Below are 19,085 nucleotides of genomic sequence, written 5' to 3'. Positions count from 1 at the left end.
GGGTCGGCGCCGACGGCGCCGCGATGCGTCAGATTTTCGAGCACCGCCAGGCCGTCCGTGACGATCTGATGCGACTTGACGCCCTTCATATTGACGATGAAGCCGACGCCGCAGGCATCGTGCTCGTTGCGCGGATCGTAGAGGCCGTGGGCGGCGAACCCGGTAGGGGTCCGCCCGATCTTGGTCAGGCCAGTGGCGATGGACGGATTTTTGACGGCTGGCGCTTTCGTCTGCGCGGCCGGGCCGTTCGTCGCAGATGGCGTCACTTCCGTCATCGTCCTGTCCTCCATGCCAGCCCTTCGGGCGCTGGTTTCCGTTGGGAAGCGCATGAGCTTCCCTCTCATCCTTGCGGCACGTCTTGCGAAATCCTTGCAGAACCAGGCGGCCTGGTTCGCATCCGGCAATCGTACAGGCCAGAGCCGGGCTGTCTACCTGTCGCTCGCGGCAATGGCCGGAGAGGCCCAATGATACGCCAATCCAGCCTGTTTTGTGCGACAAAATAAGACAGCACTACTGTCCTAAATTTTTATGACAGAAATTGCGGATGCGCACAAGACCGATTCACAACAATCATGGGCATCTAGAGACAGAAAATTACGCGCCACTCCGCCAAAACGCAACCTTCAGTCGTCCGCCTTAATGCATGTCGCGCAAAAGTGTGCAGCGGTTTTGCGATAACGACATGCATGAAAACAACAACCTAAAGCGCGTCGCATGAGGCCGGCCGAACGCGACGCGCTTTAGGTCCCCGGCCTCTCGCTGGCTTTACCGCTTTTCCGGCACTTGGCACTTGCGAGCGGCATGCGAAAGCGGCCAAGGTCACCTTGATTTTCCCAGCACAGGCAAACGCATGAATTTCGCTTCCGACAATTGGGCAGGCGCCCATCCCAGCATCGCCGCGGGCCTGTCGGCCCATGCCGGCGGCTTTTCCACCGCCTATGGCGACGGCGCCCTCGACGAGGCCGCATACGAGCGCTTCAACAAAATCTTCGAGCGCGAGGTCGCGGTGTTTTTCGTGGCCACCGGCACCGCCGCCAATTCCCTGTCGCTGACCGCCTACAACAAATCGGGCGGCATTTCCTTCTGCCATCGAGAGTCGCATGTCATCGAGGACGAATGCGGCGCCCCGGAATACTTTACCGGCGGCTCACGGCTCCATGCCGTCGACGGTGCGCTGGGCAAGATCGATCCGAATAGGCTGGACAGGGCGGTCGGCCGGTTCGCGCCAGAAATCGTCCATTCCGGGCGCCCGATGGCGGTGTCGATCACCCAGTCGACCGAGGTCGGCACCATCTACACACTGAACGAAATTGCCAGGATTTCGGCGATCGCCAAGCATCACAAACTGCCCCTGCACATGGATGGCGCCCGCTTCGCCAATGCGCTGGTCGCGCTCGAAACAACACCGGCGGAGATGACCTGGAAGGGCGGCGTCGACATCCTCTCTTTCGGCGGCACCAAGAACGGCTGCTGGTGCGCCGAGGCTATCGTGCTGTTCGACCTCGACCGCGCCAGGGAACTGGCCTTCCTGCGCAAGCGCGCGGCGCAATTGTTCTCGAAATCGCGCTTCATCGCAGCGCAGTTCGAAGCCTATTTCAAGGACCACCTGTGGCTCGACACGGCGCGGCATGCCAACGCCATGGCAGCACGCCTCGCAGCACTGATCGAGGATTCCGCGTCGGCGCGTCTGGCCTGGCTGCCGCAAGCCAACGAAGTGTTCGCAGTGATGAAAAAGGCCAAGGCTGAACGGGTGCATTTGGCCGGTGCCGCCTTCTACGACTGGCACAAGCCGCACGACTTTGATGGCCATATCGGCGAGGACGAAGCGCTCTATCGTTTCGTCACCAGCTTTGCGACCACGGCCGAAGAGGTCGACCGCTTTGGCGAGCTAATTGCTGGATAGCGGCACCTATCCATCAAAAGGGCGGCGCCAGGCGCCGCCCTCGTCTGTTAGGTCGTCTTTGTGACGCAGCTTACGCGGTGGTCTTGGCCTCGATCTGCTTGGCCTTCGCCGAAGACGCGGTGATCGCGATCTTCCGCGGCTTCAGTTCCTCGGGAATATTGCGCTTGAGGTCGACGAAGAGCAGGCCGTTCTTCAGCGAGGCGCCGACGACATCAACATGGTCGGCAAGCTGGAAGCGGCGCTCAAAGGCCCTGCTGGCGATACCGCGATAGAGCAGTTCGGAGCCTTCGCCATTGCCCTCCTTGCGCTCACCCTTGACTGTCAGAACGTTGCGGTGAGCCTCGATCGAGAGCTCATCGTCCGAGAAGCCGGCGACCGCCATCGAGATGCGATAGGAATCCTCACCGGTGCGCTCGATGTTGTATGGCGGATAGGTCTGTGCACCTTCCGGCTGCGCAAGCGAATCGAGCATGGTGAACAGCCGGTCGAAACCGACGGTCGAACGATAGAGCGGGGAAAAATCAACGTGACGCATAGTGTGTTCTCCTGTTGAGCAACAAACGTATGGCCGGTGCGAAACCCGTGACGGCGTTCCGGATGGGCCAGCGGCCCCGACATTGGCGGCCGCAGCAGACATTTGGGGAGCACGAGAAGGCATTTCAAGATTCTGCCGCCTCGATGAACGGCAGATGAACCGCGGCTTCGGCGGACGTTCAGCTAAGTCGCGCTAGACTGCTTCCAGGATCAAGGAACAGGCGGCGGTTACGGCGTCGCGCGTCCTCTCGGACATGCAAAAGGAAGCTGTAACACTTTGATTGCGCATGATTCACGGCGAAATCGGCTGCGGTTTTCGCGGTTATGCGCGAGATGCCGCAACGGGGCCGACCGGGTGTAACGTCCCTTCCTCCCGGATCGACGGGGGGCCGGAAGCATGCCGCAAGCTGCTTTCGGCCTCACTCGCCGGCTGGCTCGTTCAGCCTTTCCAACGCGTCCGGAATTCCTTTGCTTTTGCTGCCCTTTGCTTTTGCTGCATGGGGCGTCTATGCCTACCACAGCTTGCGCCATGCAGGCAGCGACACATAAAACGCAGCGCCGAATGACGGACCTCCTCGACAAAATTCCCCTCTTCCGCGAAATTCCGGGCAATCCGCTGCCGGAAAATGCGGCCGGTGGTTTCTTCACCGCGCGCGACGGCAAGAAGATCCGTTATGGCCTCTTTGCCGCCGTTGCCCGCCCGATGAAGGGCACCGTGGTCCTCTTGACCGGCCGCAACGAGTGCATCGAAAAGTATTTCGAGACCATCCGCAATCTCGCCGACCGCGGCTTTGGCGTCGCCACCTTTGACTGGCGCGGCCAGGGCGGTTCCGACCGGCTGATCAGCGATCGCGAGCGCGGCTATGTCCGCAGTTTCTTCGACTACACCGGCGACCTGGAACAGTTCTTCGAGGAGATCGTGCTGCCCGACTGCCGGGGGCCGTATTACATATTGGCCCATTCGGCCGGGGCGGTGATCACGCTGCTTGCCGGGCCGTCGATGGTGAACCGCGTACGGCGCATGGTGCTGATCGCGCCCTTCCTGGCAGTGCCCGACCTGCCGGTCTCGACAACCACCGTTCGCCGCCTCTGCTCGCTGTTCTGTCTGCTGGGCCTTGGCAAGCTTTACGCCGCCTGGGGTCCGCGGCCTAGAAAAACCATACCCTTTGCCGTCAACAAGGTGACTTCGGATCCGGAGCGGTATCGGCGCAACACGCTGCTCTACGAAACCTATCCGCAACTGGCGCTCGGCGGCCCGACGATCCGCTGGCTGAAAGCGGCGGCGCAGGCCTCCGAGGTCATCAGCGATCCCGACTTCATGGCCAGGATCCGGGTTCCCTTGCTGGTGGTCGCCGCCGGCGCCGACCAGGTCGTCTCGACGAAAGCGGTGGAAACCTACACCAGAGGCCTGCGTCTCGGTTCGCTGCTGGTGATCGATGGCGCGCGCCATGAAATATTGCAGGAAACCGACTTCTATCGCGAGCAGTTCTTTGCCGCCTTCGATGCCTTCATCCCGGGAAGCGACGACAACGCCTGATTGAGTGCCGTGCTCCTCCGGACGCGCAAAAGACCGCTCCAAATCATTGAAATCCATGACTTGGCTTGAAGAATGACTTGGCCTGGAAACGAACCTGGCTTGAAAAAATGCCTTCCAGGTCGATCGTCGGCCTACACTTGCCGGGCGAAATCCATGATCCAATTGGTCTCCCAGGTCTTGCCGCCATCCGCTGAAAAAGCCTGCTCCCAGCGCGCCGATTTTTCAGTGATCCGCGACCACAGGAAGCGAACCTGGATAGCGCGTCCGTCGAAAACGTCTTCACACAGGAACGTGCCGACGCCTGCTTCGAAGGCGCCGCGCATCGGAATTTCGATGGTCGCCGGGTTGCGGCCGTCGATCCACCAGATCGACCATTGTCTCGTCGCCGGATCGAACGTCCGCAGCGTGGCGGCGCGATAGGCGCCGCCGGGCAATTCAATCACATTGTCGTCGACATTGCCGAGCCCGCCAAGGATCGGGCGCACCTCGCATGTCCCGCCAAACACGTCCCAGTTCGTGTCGCCCTGCAGGCGCTTCTGCAACCTTCGATGGCTGACGTTCCAGCGTCCGAAGAAGAAATCGAAATCGGCCCGCCCATCTCCCAGGGCGTTTTCTGCCGGCGCATTTTCCACTGGAGCATCTTCGGAACGGCTGGTCGTTGACTGCGTCGGCATGAGGCTCCCTCCCCTGGCATCATCGCCATACCAGAGAGCTGCTGACACCCTGCCGTCAGGAGCATTGGGTTGTCGTCGCCGTGAGCCCCTCAGTCCGGCAATGGCCACCTGCCCAGCCGGTTCAGCCGCGCAACGCCGCCATCGCGGCAGCATGAAGCTCCGGCGTCGCCGCAGCCAGGATGTCGCCGCCCCTTTCCGCCGGTCCGCCTTCGAAGGTGGTGACGACGCCGCCGGCCTTCTCGATGATCGGGATCAGCGCGACGATATCGTAGGGTTTCAAACCGGGGTCGGCGACGATGTCGACGCTTCCCGCCGCGACCATGGCGAAGGCATAGCAGTCGGTACCGTAGCGGGCGAGTTGGACCTGCCGCTCGAACAGGTCGTAGCGCAGGCGCGCGTCTCCCTTGAACAGTGCTGGCGTGGTGGTGAACAGCGTCGCCTCGGCGAGGCTTGTCGTCTTGCGTGTCGTCAGCCTACGCGGTCCGCCCGGGCCTTCATAATGGGCGCCGGACGCGTTGGCGTAGAAAAGCTCGCCGGTGAAGGGCTGCGACATCATGCCGGCGACGGCATCGCCGTCGACCGTCAGCCCGACCAAAGTTCCCCACACCGGCAGGCCGGAAATGAAGGCACGGGTGCCGTCGATCGGATCGATCACCCAGACATGCCTGCTGGAAATGTTCTCGCTGCCATGCTCCTCGCCGAGGATGCCGTGATCGGGATATTCCGCTGAAATAAGCGCCCGGATGACCCGCTCGGCCTCGCGGTCCGCCTCGGTGACCGGGTCGAAGCTGCCTTGCTCCTTGTTGGCGACTGCGCCCTGGCTGCGGAAGCGCGGCAAGGTTTCGGCTGCGGCGGCATCCGCAATGCGCCGCATGAAATCGATGCTGATGTCCAACTGATTCTCCCGCGTAATGCATGTCGCGCAAAAGTGTGCAGCGGTTTTGCGATAACGACATGCATAAAACAACAACCTAAAGCGCGTCGTCCGGTCAAACGCGAGGCGCTTTAGCGTGCTGGAACCATCGTCTGCCTGTGGATTTCCGCCAAAACAAGGGCGTGCGGGACTTTTGCGCATCGACGACTGTTGCTCGAATGCAACGCTGGCGCCCTCGAAACGCAGTTTCCACATCATAGTGAATTAAAAACGCCGCACGGCGGCTTGACATTTGTGCATCGCACAATAGATTTGTTCTCGGACAGGTTCTCCTGTCCATGCCCTCCTTGGGCGTTTCCTCCCTAGACTTCGACCGTGTCGTGCAAACGATGCGGTCTTTTTTTCGGCGTGGCACTCAGCCGATTGCGCGTCCCGACCCGCACGCCGATGCCTTTATCCGGCGCAAGATCTCGTTTCGATTTTCGGCAATCATTCGGCGGCAAGCGGCAGATCGATAAAATTGTGGTCGGGCATTGCCATCAGGTCGGCCGAGAATTGCGCCAGATCGTCGGCGAGCGCATCGAAGCCGGCGGATTTCTGGAACGTCCGCTCGTTCATGTAGAGCCCGCGATTGACCTCGATCTGCAGCGCATGGAGATGGCGCACGGGGCGGCCATAGTGCTCGGTGATGAAGCCTCCGGCGTAGGGCTTGTTATGGGCGACGGTATAGCCCATGCCGATGAGCAGGCCGATCGCCGTCTCGGTCAACGCTGCCGCAGCGGACATGCCGAAACGGTCGCCGACGATGAAGTCGGGCCTGACACCGCTGTCGCCGACCCTGATGCTCGCCGGCATCGAATGGCAATCGATCAGCACGGCAAAGCCGAACCGCGCATGGGTCCTGGTCAAAAGCCGTTTCAGTGTCTCGTGATAAGGCTTGTAGACGGCCTCGATACGCGCGACGGCTTCCGCCAGCGGCAAGCGGCCGGCATAGATGTCGAGCCCTTCTCCCACCAGCTTGGGCACGGTGCCAAGCCCGCCGGCGACGCGCGCCGAACGGATGTTGCAGAACGACGGCACCGGTTCGGCGAACATGCGCGGATCGAGTTCCCAGGGCTCCCGGTTGACGTCGAGATAGGCGCGCGGGAAATTTGCCGCCAGCATCGGCGCGCCGAGCGCAACAGCGCCACCGAACAATTCGTCGACATAGCAATCTTCGGAGCGGCGGATGGCGTTTCGGTCCAGCCTTGCCATGGCCAGGAACCGGTCCGGATAGTGACGGCCGCTATGCGGCGAGTTGAAGAGGAAGGGAACACGCTGTTCGGCGCCCGACCGGATTTCGAAGGGGGGAACGACCGAAAAATCCTCGGCTGCCGTTTTCAATTTGAACGTACCCGGAAACACCAATGCATCATGGTTTGAAAGGTGCCACCTCGCCGGCCGCATGTCCAGCGTTTCGGCGTCCGGACCGCTTTGTCAAAGCCGGATCGGGCCTTTATCGTTCACTTGATGTTTACCCTCACCTCCTCATATACAGGATGGTTAACGGGCTGCCCCACGGCAGTCTCGGGCGGGTGATTCGGACGGGATAAGATGGCACGCATTCTACTGGCGGAAGACGACGATGACATGCGCCGGTTCCTCGTCAAGGCGCTGGAGCGTGCCGGCTACCAGGTCAGCGATTTCGACAATGGCGCCAGCGCCTATGAGCGGCTGCGCGAAGAGCCTTTCTCGCTGCTGTTGACCGATATCGTTATGCCGGAGATGGACGGCATCGAACTCGCCCGCCGCGCCACCGAGATCGATCCCGACCTCAAGGTCATGTTCATCACCGGCTTCGCCGCCGTTGCGCTCAATCCGGATTCCAAGGCGCCGAAAGACGCCAAGGTGCTGTCGAAGCCGTTCCATTTGCGCGACCTCGTCAACGAGGTCGAAAAGATGCTGCAGGCAGCCTGACACGTTTTCCGCCGCCGGCTTCCGGCGCGCCTTCGACGGTGCGGCAAGACGAAGCTTTCTTTCCCTTTTCCTGCTATTGACGCGCCGTGGCAAAAATGGTGTATGCGCGGCTTCGGATGGGCGTGTAGCTCAGCGGGAGAGCACTGCATTGACATTGCAGGGGTCACAGGTTCAATCCCTGTCACGCCCACCATCCAGACAATCCGCCGCCACTCGTGCCCCGCGGATTTCCTCGTCTTACGGGCGCACTTCTGGTTGGACCGTGTGAATGCCGTATTCTCGAGAACGCCAAATCGGGGCCGCTTGATTTTTTGGCCCCAGCCAATGCTTCTCATTGAAGTCGGCAAAGCTTTTTTTCGGCCTTATCGACGAGACGATATGAATTTAGATGTCCCGGGGGATCGCTCTTCCAAGTGAATCCGAAACGGTATCCAACATGTCGGTGAGCGAGTTTGCATTGGCCATCGCCAAGAGACGGCCGCCGCCCAGTCATTTCTTGTTCGCCCGCAACCCAAGTGCCGTGAAGCCTTCCGCCACTTCCGGCTTGATGGTCCAGCGGTTGTCGGCTGAGAGATTGGCAAGGATACCGCAGTAGAAGTTTGCGTCGCGGACTACCGCCGGCTCAGCAGGCCACAGACGCGTTTCCCGCTTCTTGCACATCTCTCCAAAGTGCATGTGCCAAGTCTGTCCACCCCATCCTAAGGCACTACTCAGGCCCGTAGACGTTTCGCCAGGATGGTCGAGCAGCACCTGGACGATGTTGCGCTCGTTTTCAGTCATGGACGAAAACGCTTCGACCACCCGCTTCGCGACCGGCAGGTTCGACACGCGATCGGAGAACGCAGCCGCTTCTCTTGCCTCCTGAGCGTCCAATTCCTCAATCACCCGACGAGCGTCTGCGCCCATACGCGCATCGTCGAGCTTCCTTTCCGCATTGCTCCGCGTTTCAGCGCGACGTTTGGCGTCCATGCCGGGGATCGATGCAATGATCTTGTCGAGGCTCATGCGGGCTCCAGTTCTACGCTCGCGATTTCACGGACATCGATCTTGCCTGTGAAGGGCAGGATGACTTTGCCGTAGTCGGTTTGCTTGTAGTCCCCCCTGAGCAGGTCCGCGACGGACCAGATGAACGACGAAAGCTGCTGCTGGTTCAAACCCGACATTCCCCCAAAATCACCTGTGGCCGGAAACTAAAGACCAGAGGTCAACAAATGGCAACGATTGGGTAGTGCTTCAGCTTGAAATTTGATGCCTCGCCTGTCGCGATCCGACACATCTTCCTCTACGCTTCGCGGCAAGGGAGGGTCGCAGGTCGGTTCCGCAGAAAATCAACGACTTCATTACGCAGCATCGTCCGCAGCCGGTGTGCAACAAATGCATCGCGGTCGGCGTTGGCCTATCCAACGACACGGCGCACCCGGCGCAAGTGACCGGCGCTTTTGCGACCACCAACGACTTTGTCCAGGAGTACGGCATCTGCTCGATTTGCAAGAACAGCAAGAAGGTGATTCGACGTGCCTAGAGGTCCCCATGGCCAAAAGCGACCGCCGAGGTGATTCCGTGAAGGTCATACGCATCAGTACTGGCGAAGAAGCCGACGAATGCAGGACGACAGGACGAATGCCGTTGTGGGACGGTGTCCAACACGGGAGGCCTTGCTGGCATCAATCAGCGTCGACGATCAAGCCGCGCCGAGGCGGAGATCGCCCGTCTCGATATGCTGGAGAAACCACGCATAGGTCTGCTCCAATCCGCTCTGAAGCGAGTACCGCGGGCGCCAGCCCGTGGCAAGCAGGCGCGACACGTCCATCAGCTTGCGCGGCGTGCCGTCCGGCTTCGTCGCATCGAATGTGAGCGCCGCCTCGGCGCCGACGACGGAGAGCATGGTGCGGGCCAGTTCGGCAATGGTGATGTCTTCGCCCGAGCCGACATTGACGTGGCTGTCGCCGGCATAGTTTTTCAGCAGCCAGACCAGAGCGTCCGCGGCGTCGTCGACATGCAGGAACTCGCGCATCGGCGTGCCCGATCCCCAGACCTCCAGGGTTTTGTCGCCGGCGCGCTTGGCCTTGTGCGCCTTGCGCATCAGGGCTGGCACGACATGGCTGGTGGAGAGGTCGAAATTGTCGCCGGGGCCATAGAGGTTGGTCGGCATCGCCGAGATGTACTCGACACCATATTGGCGCCGATAGGCCTGGCACAGTTTCAGCCCAGCGATCTTGGCGATCGCGTACCATTCGTTGGTCGGTTCGAGCGGACCGGTCAGCAAGGCATCCTCGGCGATCGGCTGCGCCGCAAACTTCGGATAGATGCAGGACGAACCGAGAAACAGCAATTTCTGCACTTCGTTGCGGAAGGCGCTCTCGATGACATTGGTCTGCATGATGAGATTGTCCTGCAGAAAATCGACCGGCAACCTGTTGTTTGCCAGGATACCGCCGACCTTGGCCGCCGCCATCACCACCGCGTCCGGCCTGTGGCCAGCCATCCAGCGCCGCACACCGGCCTGGTCCATCAGGTCGAGTTCATCGCGTGATGCGGTCAGGACCTCGCAGTCCTCGTCCGCCAGCCTTCGCAATATGGCCGAGCCGACCATGCCGCGATGCCCGGCCACGAAAACGCGCTTGCCCCTTAGGTCGAAATCCATTGGCGTATCCCTATGCAGAACGGCCGCTATGACCATCTTGCGTCGGCGTGCCGGATGGTCCTGCGTCGGACGCATAGCGCATACAGATTTGCCGAGACAAGCCAAATCGGAGATTCGGGCGAGCTCTTCTTGTGGTATGGCGGTCAGACACCCGCCACGGCGCACAGGTTCTCCATTCTGGCGATGGCAAGCTCCGGGTCGGCCAGCAATCCGGCCTGGTCGGCAAGGCGGAACACATCGGCATAGTGGCAAATGCCGCGTGCCGACTGCATGCCGCCGACCATCGAAAAATGGTCCTGGTGGCCGTTCAGCCAAGCCATGAGGACGATACCGGCCTTGTAGTATTCGGTCGGCACCTCGAAGATCTTTCGCGACAAAGGCACTGTCGGCGCCATCAGCGCGTCATAACCGGCGCGGTCGCCGTCGGCCAGCCTAGCCAGCGCGGCATTGGCGACCGGCGCGATAGCGTCGAAAATCCCGAGCAGCGCATGCGAGTGTCTTTCGCCATCGCCGGCGATCAGCTCGGGATAGTTGAAATCGTCGCCGGTGAACATGACCACCCCTTCCGGCAGCCGGTTGCGCAGGGCAACCTCTTTGCCGGCATCGAGCAGCGATATCTTGATCCCCTCGACCTTGCCGGCGTGGCGTTCGATGATGGCGACGACCGCATCGAGCGCAGTGTCGAAATCATGGCTGCCCCAGTAATCCTTCAGCGCCGGATCGAACATGTCGCCCAGCCAGTGCAGGATGACCTTGCCGGATGCCTGGGACAGGATGCGGTCATAGACGCTGAAATAATCGTCGGGACCCTTGGCGACAGCTGCCAGCGCGCGGCTGGCCATCATGATCGCCTTGCCGCCGAGGCCTTCGATGAAACCGAACTGCTCTTCATAGGCCGCGATGACATCGTCGAGCGTCCTGGCGGCGCCTGGCGCCAGATGGTCTGTCCCGGCGCCTGAGGCGAGATCGGCGCCCTCGATGGTGCGCGCCTCGGCGATCGAGCGGCGGACCAATTCCCTGGCGTTTGCCCAGTCGAAACCCATGCCGCGCTGCGAAGTATCCATCGCCTCGGCGATGCGGAAGCCGAGCCGCCACAGATGATGGCGGAACGCCATCGTGCGCTCCCAGTCGACCGCAGGATGAGACCACGGATCGGCCATCGCGAGGGGATCGGCAACGACATGGGCGGCGGCATAGGCGATACGCGAAAACCGCGCGCCGATCACCGGCTGTGCCGGCTGGCCGACAAGGCGGTAGCGAGTGCTGCGACCGCCCTCCCCGGGCAAGGCAATGTCCATCGATCTCTCCCTTGGTCGCGCTATTAAATGGAACGTTCCAACAAATCAAGGACCTTTGTGGATTCTCGATCTATGCCCCAGAATGCTGCGTCGTAGCGAAGAAAGCCGTTTAAGAGCGGCATTTAAGCGCCGACTGCCGGATTTTTCGAATTCTGGAAAAATCCTGATTGACTCGAATCCAGCCCAGAATTAGAACGTTCCAATAAATTCGGCCTGAAAACACCGGAGGACGTATCTGAATGGCCAGCAGGCCCAAGGCGACGATACTCGACATTGCCCGTGAGGCGGGCGTGTCCAAGTCGACGGTGTCGCTGGTGCTGCAGGGCAGCGGACTGATCCGACCTGAGACTGCGCTAAAGGTTCGCAAGGCGATCGAGGATGTCGGCTATGTCTACAACCGCGGCGCCGCCAATCTGCGCAAGGCCCATTCCAACGTCATCGGCATGGTCATCAACGACCTTACCAACCCGTTCTTCGCCGAAATGGCGGTCGGCATGGAGCGTGTGTTCCAGTCGGCGGGCATCGTGCCGTTCATCGCCAACACGGCGGAAAACCCGGTGCGCCAGGAAGAGGTGCTGAAATCGCTGATGGAGCAAGGTGTCGCCGGGCTGATCGTGTCGCCGGCGCGCGGCACGACCCCTGGTGCTTTCCGTCGCATCGAGATGGCGGGCCTTCCGATCGTCTTCACCATGCGCCGCCTTCCTGAAAGCCGCATCCCGGTGATAGCGCCCGACAATCATCGCGGCGCCTGGCTCGCCACCGCCCATCTGATCGGCAAAGGGCATCGCCGGCTGGCGTTCTTCGGCGGCTCATCGGATCTGGTGGTCTATCACGAGCGGCTGGGCGGTTTTCGCGAGGCCTGCGAGGGGCTCGGCATCGCCAAGCGCGATACACTGGTCGTCGAAGGCGAAACCAGCCGCAAGGGCGGCATTGCCTGCCTGGAGACGGCCCTCGCCATGGCCGAGCCGCCGACCGCGGCGCTGTGCTTCAACGATGCGGTCGCCTTCGGCGTCATGCTGGCGCTGCGCAAGCGGGGACTCGAGCCCGGCGCGGATTTCGCAGTTGTCGGCTTCGACGACGTGATCGAAGCCCAGCACTACATGCCGGCGCTGACCAGTGTCGCGGTGGATTCGGCAGGCCTCGGCGAGCGCGCCGCCCATGTCATGCTGAAGATGATCCAGTCGCGCACCACCCGCGCCGAGGACCATATCGGCGCCGTCAACCTCGTCGTCAGGGACAGTTGCGGTCCTGATCGCCGTGCCGGAATGGGAGACGCGGCATGACCGTCAGATGGGGACTGATCGGCGCAAGCACGATCGCCAGGCAATTCGTGATCAACGCCATCCGCGCGCAACCGAACAGCGAGATCACGGCAGTGATGAGTTCCAGCCCGGAGCGCGCCGCTGCCTATGCCAAGGAGAACGGCATTGCGCTCGCCGTCTCGACGCTCGATGCATTGCTCGGCTCCGGCATCGACGCCGTCTACATCTCGACCACCAACGAACTGCATCTCGAACAGGCACTGGCCGCCATCACCGCGGGAAAACATGTGCTGTGCGAAAAGCCGCTGGCGCTGACCAGCGCCGATGCGCGGAAAATGGTCGCCGCCGCCAAGGCGGCCGGTCTCGTGCTCGGCACCAACCATCATCTGCGCAATGCCGGCTCGCACCGGGCGATGCGCGAAGCCATTGCCGCCGGCCGCATAGGCAAGCCGATTGCTGCGCGCGTCTTCCACTCGGTCTATCTGCCCGAAAATCTGCAGGGCTGGCGGATCACCAGGCCGGAAGCCGGTGGCGGCGTGGTGCTCGATATCACCGTGCACGATGCCGACACGCTGCGCTTCGTGCTCGGCGACGATCCGCTCGAGGTTTCGGCGTTCACCCAGGCCGCAGGCATGGCCAGCGGCGGGCTGGAAGACGGCGCCATGTGCATCTGGCGCTTCAAATCGGGCATCATCGCCCAGTCGCATGAAGGCTTCACCACCAAATTCGCCGGCACCGGCTTCGAGGTGCATGGCAGCGAAGGCTCCCTGATCGCGAAAGATGTGATGACGCAGAAGCCGATCGGCTCCGTGCTGCTGCGCACGGCAAAGGGCGAGGAGGAATTGAGCTTCGACCGCGAAGATCTCTATGTCCGTTCCCTGCGCCAGTTCCATGCGGCGATCGGTGGCGAAGGCCAGCCGTCGGCCACCGGTGAGGACGGCGTCTGGTCGCTGACATCAGCCGAAGCGGCGTTGCAATCAGCCAAGTCCGGCAAATCGGTCGCGATCGATCCGACACTCGGGAGCGCAGGGTGAGCAAACTCGTCTCCGCAGCGCAAGCCGCCAGCCTGATCGGCGACGGCATGGTCGTTTCGGTGTCGTCGTCGAGCGGCCTCGGCTGCCCGGATGCGGTGCTCGCCGCGATCGGCGAGCGCTTCGACGCGGAAGGCCATCCGAAGGACATCACAACGCTGCACCCGATCGCCGCCGGCGACATGTACGGCATCAGGGGTATCGACCATCTGGCCAAGCCCGGCCTGTTGAAGCGCACGCTGTGCGGCTCCTATCCGTCCGGCCCTTCATCCTCTGAACCGCCGCAGATCTGGAAGATGATCGGTGACAATTCGGTCGCCGCCTACAACGTGCCCTCAGGCATATTGTTCGACATGCATCGCGAGGCCGCCGCCAAGCGCCCCGGCGTGCTGACCAAGGTCGGCCTCGACACCTTCGCCGACCCGCGTCATCAGGGCTGCGCCATGAATGCGGCGGCCAGCGAGCCGATCGTTTCGGTGCAGCAGTTCGACGGCGAGGAATGGCTCTATTTCCGCTCGATCGTGCCTGATGTCTCCATCATCCGCGCCACCACCGCCGATGAGCGCGGCAACCTCACCTACGAGCACGAGGGCGCCTATCTCGGCGGGCTGGAGCAGGCGCTCGCCGCCCGCAACAATGGCGGTATCGTCATCGCGCAGGTCAAGCGCGTCGTCGAGAACGGCACGCTGAAGCCGCATGACGTGCGCGTGCCCGGTGTGCTGGTCGACCATATCGTGGCGGCGCCCGACCAGTTGCAGACGACGCTGACACCCTACGACCCGGCCATCTCCGGCGAGATCTTCCGCCCGCTGTCGACTTTCCGCAACGCCGAGATGAGCGTCCAGAAGGTCATCGCGCGACGCGTCGCCATGGAGCTTGCCGACGGCATGGCCGTCAACATCGGTTTCGGCATCTCGGCCAACGTGCCGCGCATCCTTATCGAGGAGGGCCAGCACGGCAAGGTCACCTGGGTGATCGAACAGGGCGCGGTCGGCGGCGTGCCGCTGCTCGATTTCAAGTTCGGCTGCTCGTCGAACGCCGACGCGTTCATGCCTTCGCCACACCAGTTCATCTACTTCCAGGGCGGCGGTTTCGACGCGTCGCTGTTGTCCTTCCTGCAGATCGACCGCCACGGCTCGGTCAACGTGTCGAAGCTTTCGGCGCGGCCGCATGTCACCGCCGGCGCCGGCGGTTTTGTCGACATCACCGCGCGGGCCAAGAAGATCGTCTTTTCCGGTTTCTTCAATGCCGGCGCCAAACTGTCGCTTGCCGATGGCGGCATCCGCATCGACGGGGAAGGCAAGGTCAAGAAGGTGGTCGGCGAGGTCGAGCACATCTCCTTCTCCGGCAAGCGCGCTGTCGCGCAAGGACAAGACATCACCTATGTCACCGAGCGCTGCGTGATGAAGCTGACGCCGGATGGGCTGATGGTGACTGAGTTGGCACCGGGCATCGACCTCGAGCGCGACGTGCTGGCGCAGGCCGAGATCCCGCTCGCCGTCGCCAACGACCTGAAGGTCACGCCGGACGCGCTCTACCGTGACCGGCCGATCGGGCTGTCGCTCAATGGCGGCGCCTCGCTTGGAGGCGCGCATGTCTGAGCGTCTCGTCAGCTTTGAAACAGACGGCGACCTCGGCATCGTCACGCTGCGCCGGCCGGAGAAATTCAACGCGCTCGACATCCCGATGCTGCGCGCGCTGGAAGCCGCGCTCGATACGGCGGAAGCTGCGGACAGCGTTCGTGTCGTGCTGCTGTGCGGCGAAGGCAAGGGCTTTTGCGCCGGCGGCGACGTCGAAGCCTGGTCGCAAATGAGCGCCGCCGATTTCCAGGTGCAATGGGTTCGCTACGGCCACCGCGTCTTCGATCGGCTGGCGCGGTTGCGGCAGCCGACGATCGCCGTTCTGTCCGGCCATGCACTGGGTGGCGGGCTGGAACTGGCGGCGGCTACAGACTTCCGCGTCGCCGAGGCGCAGGTCAAATTGGGTTTTCCGGAAACCTCGATCGGCGTGGTGCCCGGCTGGTCCGGCACGCAGCGCGCGGTGCGCCGCTTCGGCGCCCAGACGGTGCGGCGCATGGCGCTTGGCGGAGAACTGTTCGTGGCTGCCGAAGCACTCGTTCTGGGCATCGTCGACCGGGTGGTCGAAACCGGCAACGCATTCAGCGAGGCCAGGGCCTGGGCCGGCAAGATCGCCGAGCGCGGCCCGCTGGCAACCGAAGCAGCCAAGCTGATGATCGCGGTCGCCGAGGGCGAGGAAAGTGCTGCCGCGACAGAGGCGCTGGCCAGCGGCTTCATCGCGCTGACCGGCGATCTCAAGGCCGGTGTCGACGCCTTCAAGGCCAAGCAGAAACCAGCGTTTTCAAGATCATGAGAATGCAAGCGGAACCCAGAACTCACATGAACTTGCCCCTCACCATCGCCATGCCCGCCGAGGCATCCGCAGCACCGAAGACCTACCGGCTGCTGATCGACGGCAAGTTCGTCGATGCCCGCGACGGCCGGACGCTGGAGCGCAACAGCCCTGGCCACGGCTTCACCGTTTCGCACTATGCGCAAGCCGGCGCGGCGGAAGTCGGGGCGGCGGTACAGGCCGCGCACAAGGCCTTCGAGACCGGCCCCTGGCCGCGCATGAAGGCCGGCGAGCGCGCCGCGATCCTGCTCAAGGCGGCAGACCTGATCGAGGCGCGGCTCGAAGAGATTGCCCGGCTCGACGCGCTGGAATCCGGCAAGCCGATCGCCCAGGCGCGCGGCGAGATCGGCGGCGCCGTCGACATCTGGCGCTATGCCGCGGCGCTTGCCCGAACGCTGCATGGCGAGACCTACGCCAATCTCGGCGACGCCATGCTGGGCGTCGTGCTGCGTGAACCGATCGGCGTCGTCTCGATCATCACGCCGTGGAATTTTCCGTTCCTCATCGTCAGTCAGAAACTGCCGTTCGCGCTCGCCGCCGGCTGCACGGCGGTGGTCAAGCCGAGCGAGATGACCTCGGCCTCGACCTTCGTGCTCGGCGACATCCTGATGCAGGCCGGCTTGCCGGATGGCGTTGTCAACATCCTCGCTGGACTGGGCGCCGATGTCGGCGCGCCGATGGTCGCCCACCCGCTGGTCGAGATGGTGTCGTTCACCGGCTCCACCCGGGTCGGCAAGGTGACCATGGCATCGGCTGCAAACGCGCTGAAGAAGGTCTCGATGGAGCTCGGCGGCAAAAACGGCCAGATCGTCTTTCCAGATGCCGACCTCGAAGCCGCCGCCGACGCGGCAGTGTTCGGCGGCTTCTTCAACGCCGGCGAATGCTGCAACGCCGGCAGCCGGCTGATCGTCCATGAGGCGATCGCCGACGACTTGCTCGGCGCAGTGAAGGCGCTTACCGCCAGGGTCACCGTCGGCGATCCGCTCGACGACAGCACCAAGGTCGGCGCGATGATCTCTTCCGAGCACCTGGCCAAGGTCACCGGCTACGTGGCGGCGGCGGCAAACGACGGCAGCAGCGTCTATAGCGGCGGCAAGCAGATCGCCTCCAGTGCCGGTCAGTATCTCGATCCGACCATCCTTCGCGGCGTCACCGAAGACATGGCCATTGCACGTGAGGAAGTGTTCGGCCCGGTGCTGTCGGTGCTGACGTTTGGATCGATTGAAGAGGCGTTGCGCATCGCCAACAACACGCCCTATGGTCTATCGGCGGGTGTGTGGAGCGCCAGCATCGACACCTGCATGTCGGTGGCGCGGAGTGTGCGTTCGGGAACCGTTTGGGTGAACACGTTCATGGAAGGTTATCCCGAGCTGCCTTTCGGAGGCTACAAGCAATCCGGTCTCGGACGCGAACTCGGCAAGCGCGCCGTCGAGGATTATACCGAGGAAAAGACAATCCAGTTTCATCGCGGCCAGCGCACCGGATGGTGGGTCGGCTGAGCTGTGAAGAACCCGGCGGACAGCCGCCGGTCGTGTAGCTGCAACAAGGGAGGAAGTACATGTTGCGCAAACTGCTTATCGGAACGGCTCTCGGCTCGGGTCTTGCGTTCGCGGCCCATGCCCAGGACGTCAAAGAAGTCGAGATGCTGCATTGGTGGACGTCTGGCGGCGAAGCGGCTGCCTTGAACGTGCTCAAGGAGGATTTGGCCAAGCAAGGCTTTGCCTGGAAGGACGTGCCTGTGGCCGGCGGCGGCGGCGACGCCGCCATGACCGCGCTGAAGGCGATGGTCGCGGCCGGCAACTACCCGACTGCCTCGCAGATGCTCGGCTATACCGTGCTCGATTACGCGGCTGCCGGCGTAATGGGCGACCTGACCGAGACGGCGGTAAAGGAAGGCTGGGACAAATCCGTGCCGGCCGCCCTGCAGAAATTCTCGGTCTATGACGGCAAGTGGGTCGCGGCTCCGGTCAACGTCCACTCCGTCAACTGGCTGTGGATCAACAAGGCGGTGATGGACAAGATCGGCGGCACCGAGCCCAAGACCTTCGACGAATTCATCGCGCTGCTCGACAAGGCCAAGGCGGCGGGCGTCATCCCGCTCGCGCTTGGCGGCCAGAACTGGCAGGAAGCCACCATGTTCGATTCGGTCGTGCTGTCGACCGGCGGACCTGAGTTCTACAAGAAGGCCTTCAACGACCTCGACGAGGAGCAGCTGAAGTCCGACACGATGAAGAAGTCGTTCGACAACCTCGCCAAGCTCGTCACCTATGTCGACCCGAACTTCTCCGGCCGCGACTGGAACCTCGCCACCGCCATGGTCATCAAGGGCGATGCTCTGGTGCAGGTGATGGGCGACTGGGCCAAGGGCGAATTCAACGCCGCCAAGAAGACGCCGGGCACCGACTTCCTGTGCTATCGCTTCCCGGGCACCGACGGCAGCGTGGTCTACAACTCCGACATGTTCGGCATGTTCGACGTTCCGGAGGATCGCAAGGCCGCGCAGGCCGCCTTGGCCACCGCCACTTTGTCGAAGAGCTTCCAGTCGGCTTTCAACGTCGTCAAGGGCTCGGTCCCGGCCCGTACCGACGTGCCCGACACCGACTTCGACGCTTGCGGCAAGAAGGGCATGGCCGACCTGAAGGCCGCCAACGAAGGCGGCACGCTGTTCGGTTCGCTGGCGCAGGGCTATGGCGCGCCGCCGGCCGTCGCCAATGCCTACAAGGACGTCGTCTCGAAATTCGTCCACGGCCAGATCAAGACCTCGGACGAGGCCGTGACCCAGTTGGTCAACGCAATCGAAGACGCCAAATAAGAACCAGGCATGAAAGGACCTTCCCCGCTCCGGTGGGGAAGGTTCCACCAAGCCAGGATGGTCGGCTTCTGGTCGGAATGGCGCCGGCGATCAACCAACACGCCCCGTCTCGACGGGGCTATCCTTCCCCGCCCGGCGGTGAAGGGACCCG

18 protein-coding genes and 1 tRNA gene are annotated in these 19,085 nt (G+C 62.7%); 10 read left to right on the top strand and 9 right to left on the bottom strand.

Annotated features, from left to right (window positions below):
- On the bottom strand, positions 1 to 275 hold a 275-nt coding region (locus tag BLT09_RS31725; RefSeq protein WP_139172723.1), incomplete at its 3' end, for a hypothetical protein.
- A 575-nt stretch (positions 276 to 850) separates the two neighbouring features.
- On the opposite strand from BLT09_RS31725, the gene BLT09_RS31715 reads away from it, so the two are divergent.
- Entirely contained in the window at positions 851 to 1,903 is a 1,053-nt protein-coding gene (locus BLT09_RS31715; RefSeq protein WP_091600420.1) for a threonine aldolase family protein, read from the top strand.
- Between the two features lie 70 nt (positions 1,904 to 1,973).
- Here the strand turns inward: BLT09_RS31715 and BLT09_RS31710 are convergent, their stop codons facing one another.
- Entirely contained in the window at positions 1,974 to 2,438 is a 465-nt protein-coding gene (locus BLT09_RS31710; RefSeq protein ID WP_023798077.1) for an Hsp20 family protein, read from the bottom strand.
- A 561-nt stretch (positions 2,439 to 2,999) separates the two neighbouring features.
- On the opposite strand from BLT09_RS31710, the gene BLT09_RS31705 reads away from it, so the two are divergent.
- Positions 3,000 to 3,974: an alpha/beta fold hydrolase gene (locus BLT09_RS31705; protein WP_091600419.1), complete on the top strand. Its 975-nt coding sequence runs from the start codon at positions 3,000 to 3,002 to the stop codon at positions 3,972 to 3,974.
- Between the two features lie 131 nt (positions 3,975 to 4,105).
- Here the strand turns inward: BLT09_RS31705 and BLT09_RS31700 are convergent, their stop codons facing one another.
- The 3 genes from BLT09_RS31700 to BLT09_RS31690 all read right to left on the bottom strand — a co-directional run bounded on the left by BLT09_RS31700 (position 4,106) and on the right by BLT09_RS31690 (position 6,968).
- On the bottom strand, positions 4,106 to 4,648 hold the full coding sequence (locus BLT09_RS31700) for a DUF1579 domain-containing protein (protein ID WP_236473628.1): 543 nt from the start codon (positions 4,646 to 4,648) through the stop codon (positions 4,106 to 4,108).
- Between the two features lie 121 nt (positions 4,649 to 4,769).
- Positions 4,770 to 5,543 (bottom strand): histidinol-phosphatase, encoded by a 774-nt coding sequence (gene hisN, locus BLT09_RS31695; protein ID WP_091600418.1) that lies wholly within the window; start codon positions 5,541 to 5,543, stop codon positions 4,770 to 4,772.
- A 468-nt stretch (positions 5,544 to 6,011) separates the two neighbouring features.
- Positions 6,012 to 6,968 (bottom strand): N-formylglutamate amidohydrolase, encoded by a 957-nt coding sequence (locus tag BLT09_RS31690; RefSeq protein WP_091600417.1) that lies wholly within the window; start codon positions 6,966 to 6,968, stop codon positions 6,012 to 6,014.
- A gap of 147 nt (positions 6,969 to 7,115) precedes the next feature.
- Here BLT09_RS31690 and cpdR point away from each other — a divergent pair, with 147 nt between their 5' ends.
- Positions 7,116 to 7,478 carry a cell cycle two-component system response regulator CpdR gene (gene cpdR / locus BLT09_RS31685; RefSeq protein WP_006199474.1) on the top strand — a complete coding sequence of 121 codons (363 nt, stop codon included), beginning with the start codon at positions 7,116 to 7,118 and terminating at the stop codon, positions 7,476 to 7,478.
- A gap of 118 nt (positions 7,479 to 7,596) precedes the next feature.
- Positions 7,597 to 7,671 (top strand) — tRNA-Val (locus BLT09_RS31680).
- Between the two features lie 296 nt (positions 7,672 to 7,967).
- On the opposite strand, the gene BLT09_RS31675 is transcribed toward BLT09_RS31680, so the two are convergent.
- The 4 genes from BLT09_RS31675 to BLT09_RS31660 all read right to left on the bottom strand — a co-directional run bounded on the left by BLT09_RS31675 (position 7,968) and on the right by BLT09_RS31660 (position 11,420).
- Positions 7,968 to 8,483, bottom strand: a complete 516-nt coding sequence (locus BLT09_RS31675; protein ID WP_091600416.1) for a hypothetical protein — start codon at positions 8,481 to 8,483, stop codon at positions 7,968 to 7,970.
- Positions 8,480 to 8,641, bottom strand: a complete 162-nt coding sequence (locus BLT09_RS35320) for a type I restriction-modification system subunit M N-terminal domain-containing protein (protein WP_167366593.1) — start codon at positions 8,639 to 8,641, stop codon at positions 8,480 to 8,482. Before BLT09_RS35320 ends, BLT09_RS31675 begins: the two co-directional genes overlap by 4 nt.
- 518 nt (positions 8,642 to 9,159) lie before the next feature.
- Positions 9,160 to 10,122: a GDP-L-fucose synthase gene (gene fcl, locus BLT09_RS31665; protein WP_091600427.1), complete on the bottom strand. Its 963-nt coding sequence runs from the start codon at positions 10,120 to 10,122 to the stop codon at positions 9,160 to 9,162.
- A 143-nt stretch (positions 10,123 to 10,265) separates the two neighbouring features.
- Complete coding sequence (locus BLT09_RS31660; protein WP_091600415.1) at positions 10,266 to 11,420, bottom strand: dihydrodipicolinate synthase family protein; 1,155 nt, start codon at positions 11,418 to 11,420, stop codon at positions 10,266 to 10,268.
- Positions 11,421 to 11,659: 239 nt separating this feature from the next.
- Between BLT09_RS31660 and BLT09_RS31655 the strand changes: the two genes are divergently transcribed.
- The 6 genes from BLT09_RS31655 to BLT09_RS31630 are packed head-to-tail and all read left to right on the top strand — an operon-like array spanning position 11,660 to position 18,934.
- Entirely contained in the window at positions 11,660 to 12,703 is a 1,044-nt protein-coding gene (locus BLT09_RS31655; RefSeq protein WP_023798089.1) for a LacI family DNA-binding transcriptional regulator, read from the top strand.
- Positions 12,700 to 13,716 (top strand): Gfo/Idh/MocA family protein, encoded by a 1,017-nt coding sequence (locus BLT09_RS31650; protein ID WP_091600414.1) that lies wholly within the window; start codon positions 12,700 to 12,702, stop codon positions 13,714 to 13,716. The genes BLT09_RS31655 and BLT09_RS31650 overlap by 4 nt, the downstream gene beginning before the upstream one ends.
- Positions 13,713 to 15,314 (top strand): acyl CoA:acetate/3-ketoacid CoA transferase, encoded by a 1,602-nt coding sequence (locus BLT09_RS31645; protein WP_091600413.1) that lies wholly within the window; start codon positions 13,713 to 13,715, stop codon positions 15,312 to 15,314. Before BLT09_RS31650 ends, BLT09_RS31645 begins: the two co-directional genes overlap by 4 nt.
- Entirely contained in the window at positions 15,307 to 16,083 is a 777-nt protein-coding gene (locus BLT09_RS31640) for an enoyl-CoA hydratase/isomerase family protein (RefSeq protein WP_091600426.1), read from the top strand. Before BLT09_RS31645 ends, BLT09_RS31640 begins: the two co-directional genes overlap by 8 nt.
- A 26-nt stretch (positions 16,084 to 16,109) precedes the next feature.
- Positions 16,110 to 17,621, top strand: coding sequence for an aldehyde dehydrogenase family protein (locus tag BLT09_RS31635; protein WP_091600412.1), 1,512 nt, complete (start codon positions 16,110 to 16,112; stop codon positions 17,619 to 17,621).
- A gap of 59 nt (positions 17,622 to 17,680) precedes the next feature.
- Entirely contained in the window at positions 17,681 to 18,934 is a 1,254-nt protein-coding gene (locus BLT09_RS31630; protein ID WP_091600411.1) for an ABC transporter substrate-binding protein, read from the top strand.
- The last annotated feature ends 151 nt before the right edge of the window (positions 18,935 to 19,085 follow it).

Source organism: Mesorhizobium muleiense, from assembly GCF_900099905.1.
GTDB lineage: Bacteria > Pseudomonadota > Alphaproteobacteria > Rhizobiales > Rhizobiaceae > Mesorhizobium > Mesorhizobium muleiense.
This window is presented reverse-complemented; position numbering and strand designations above follow the sequence as displayed.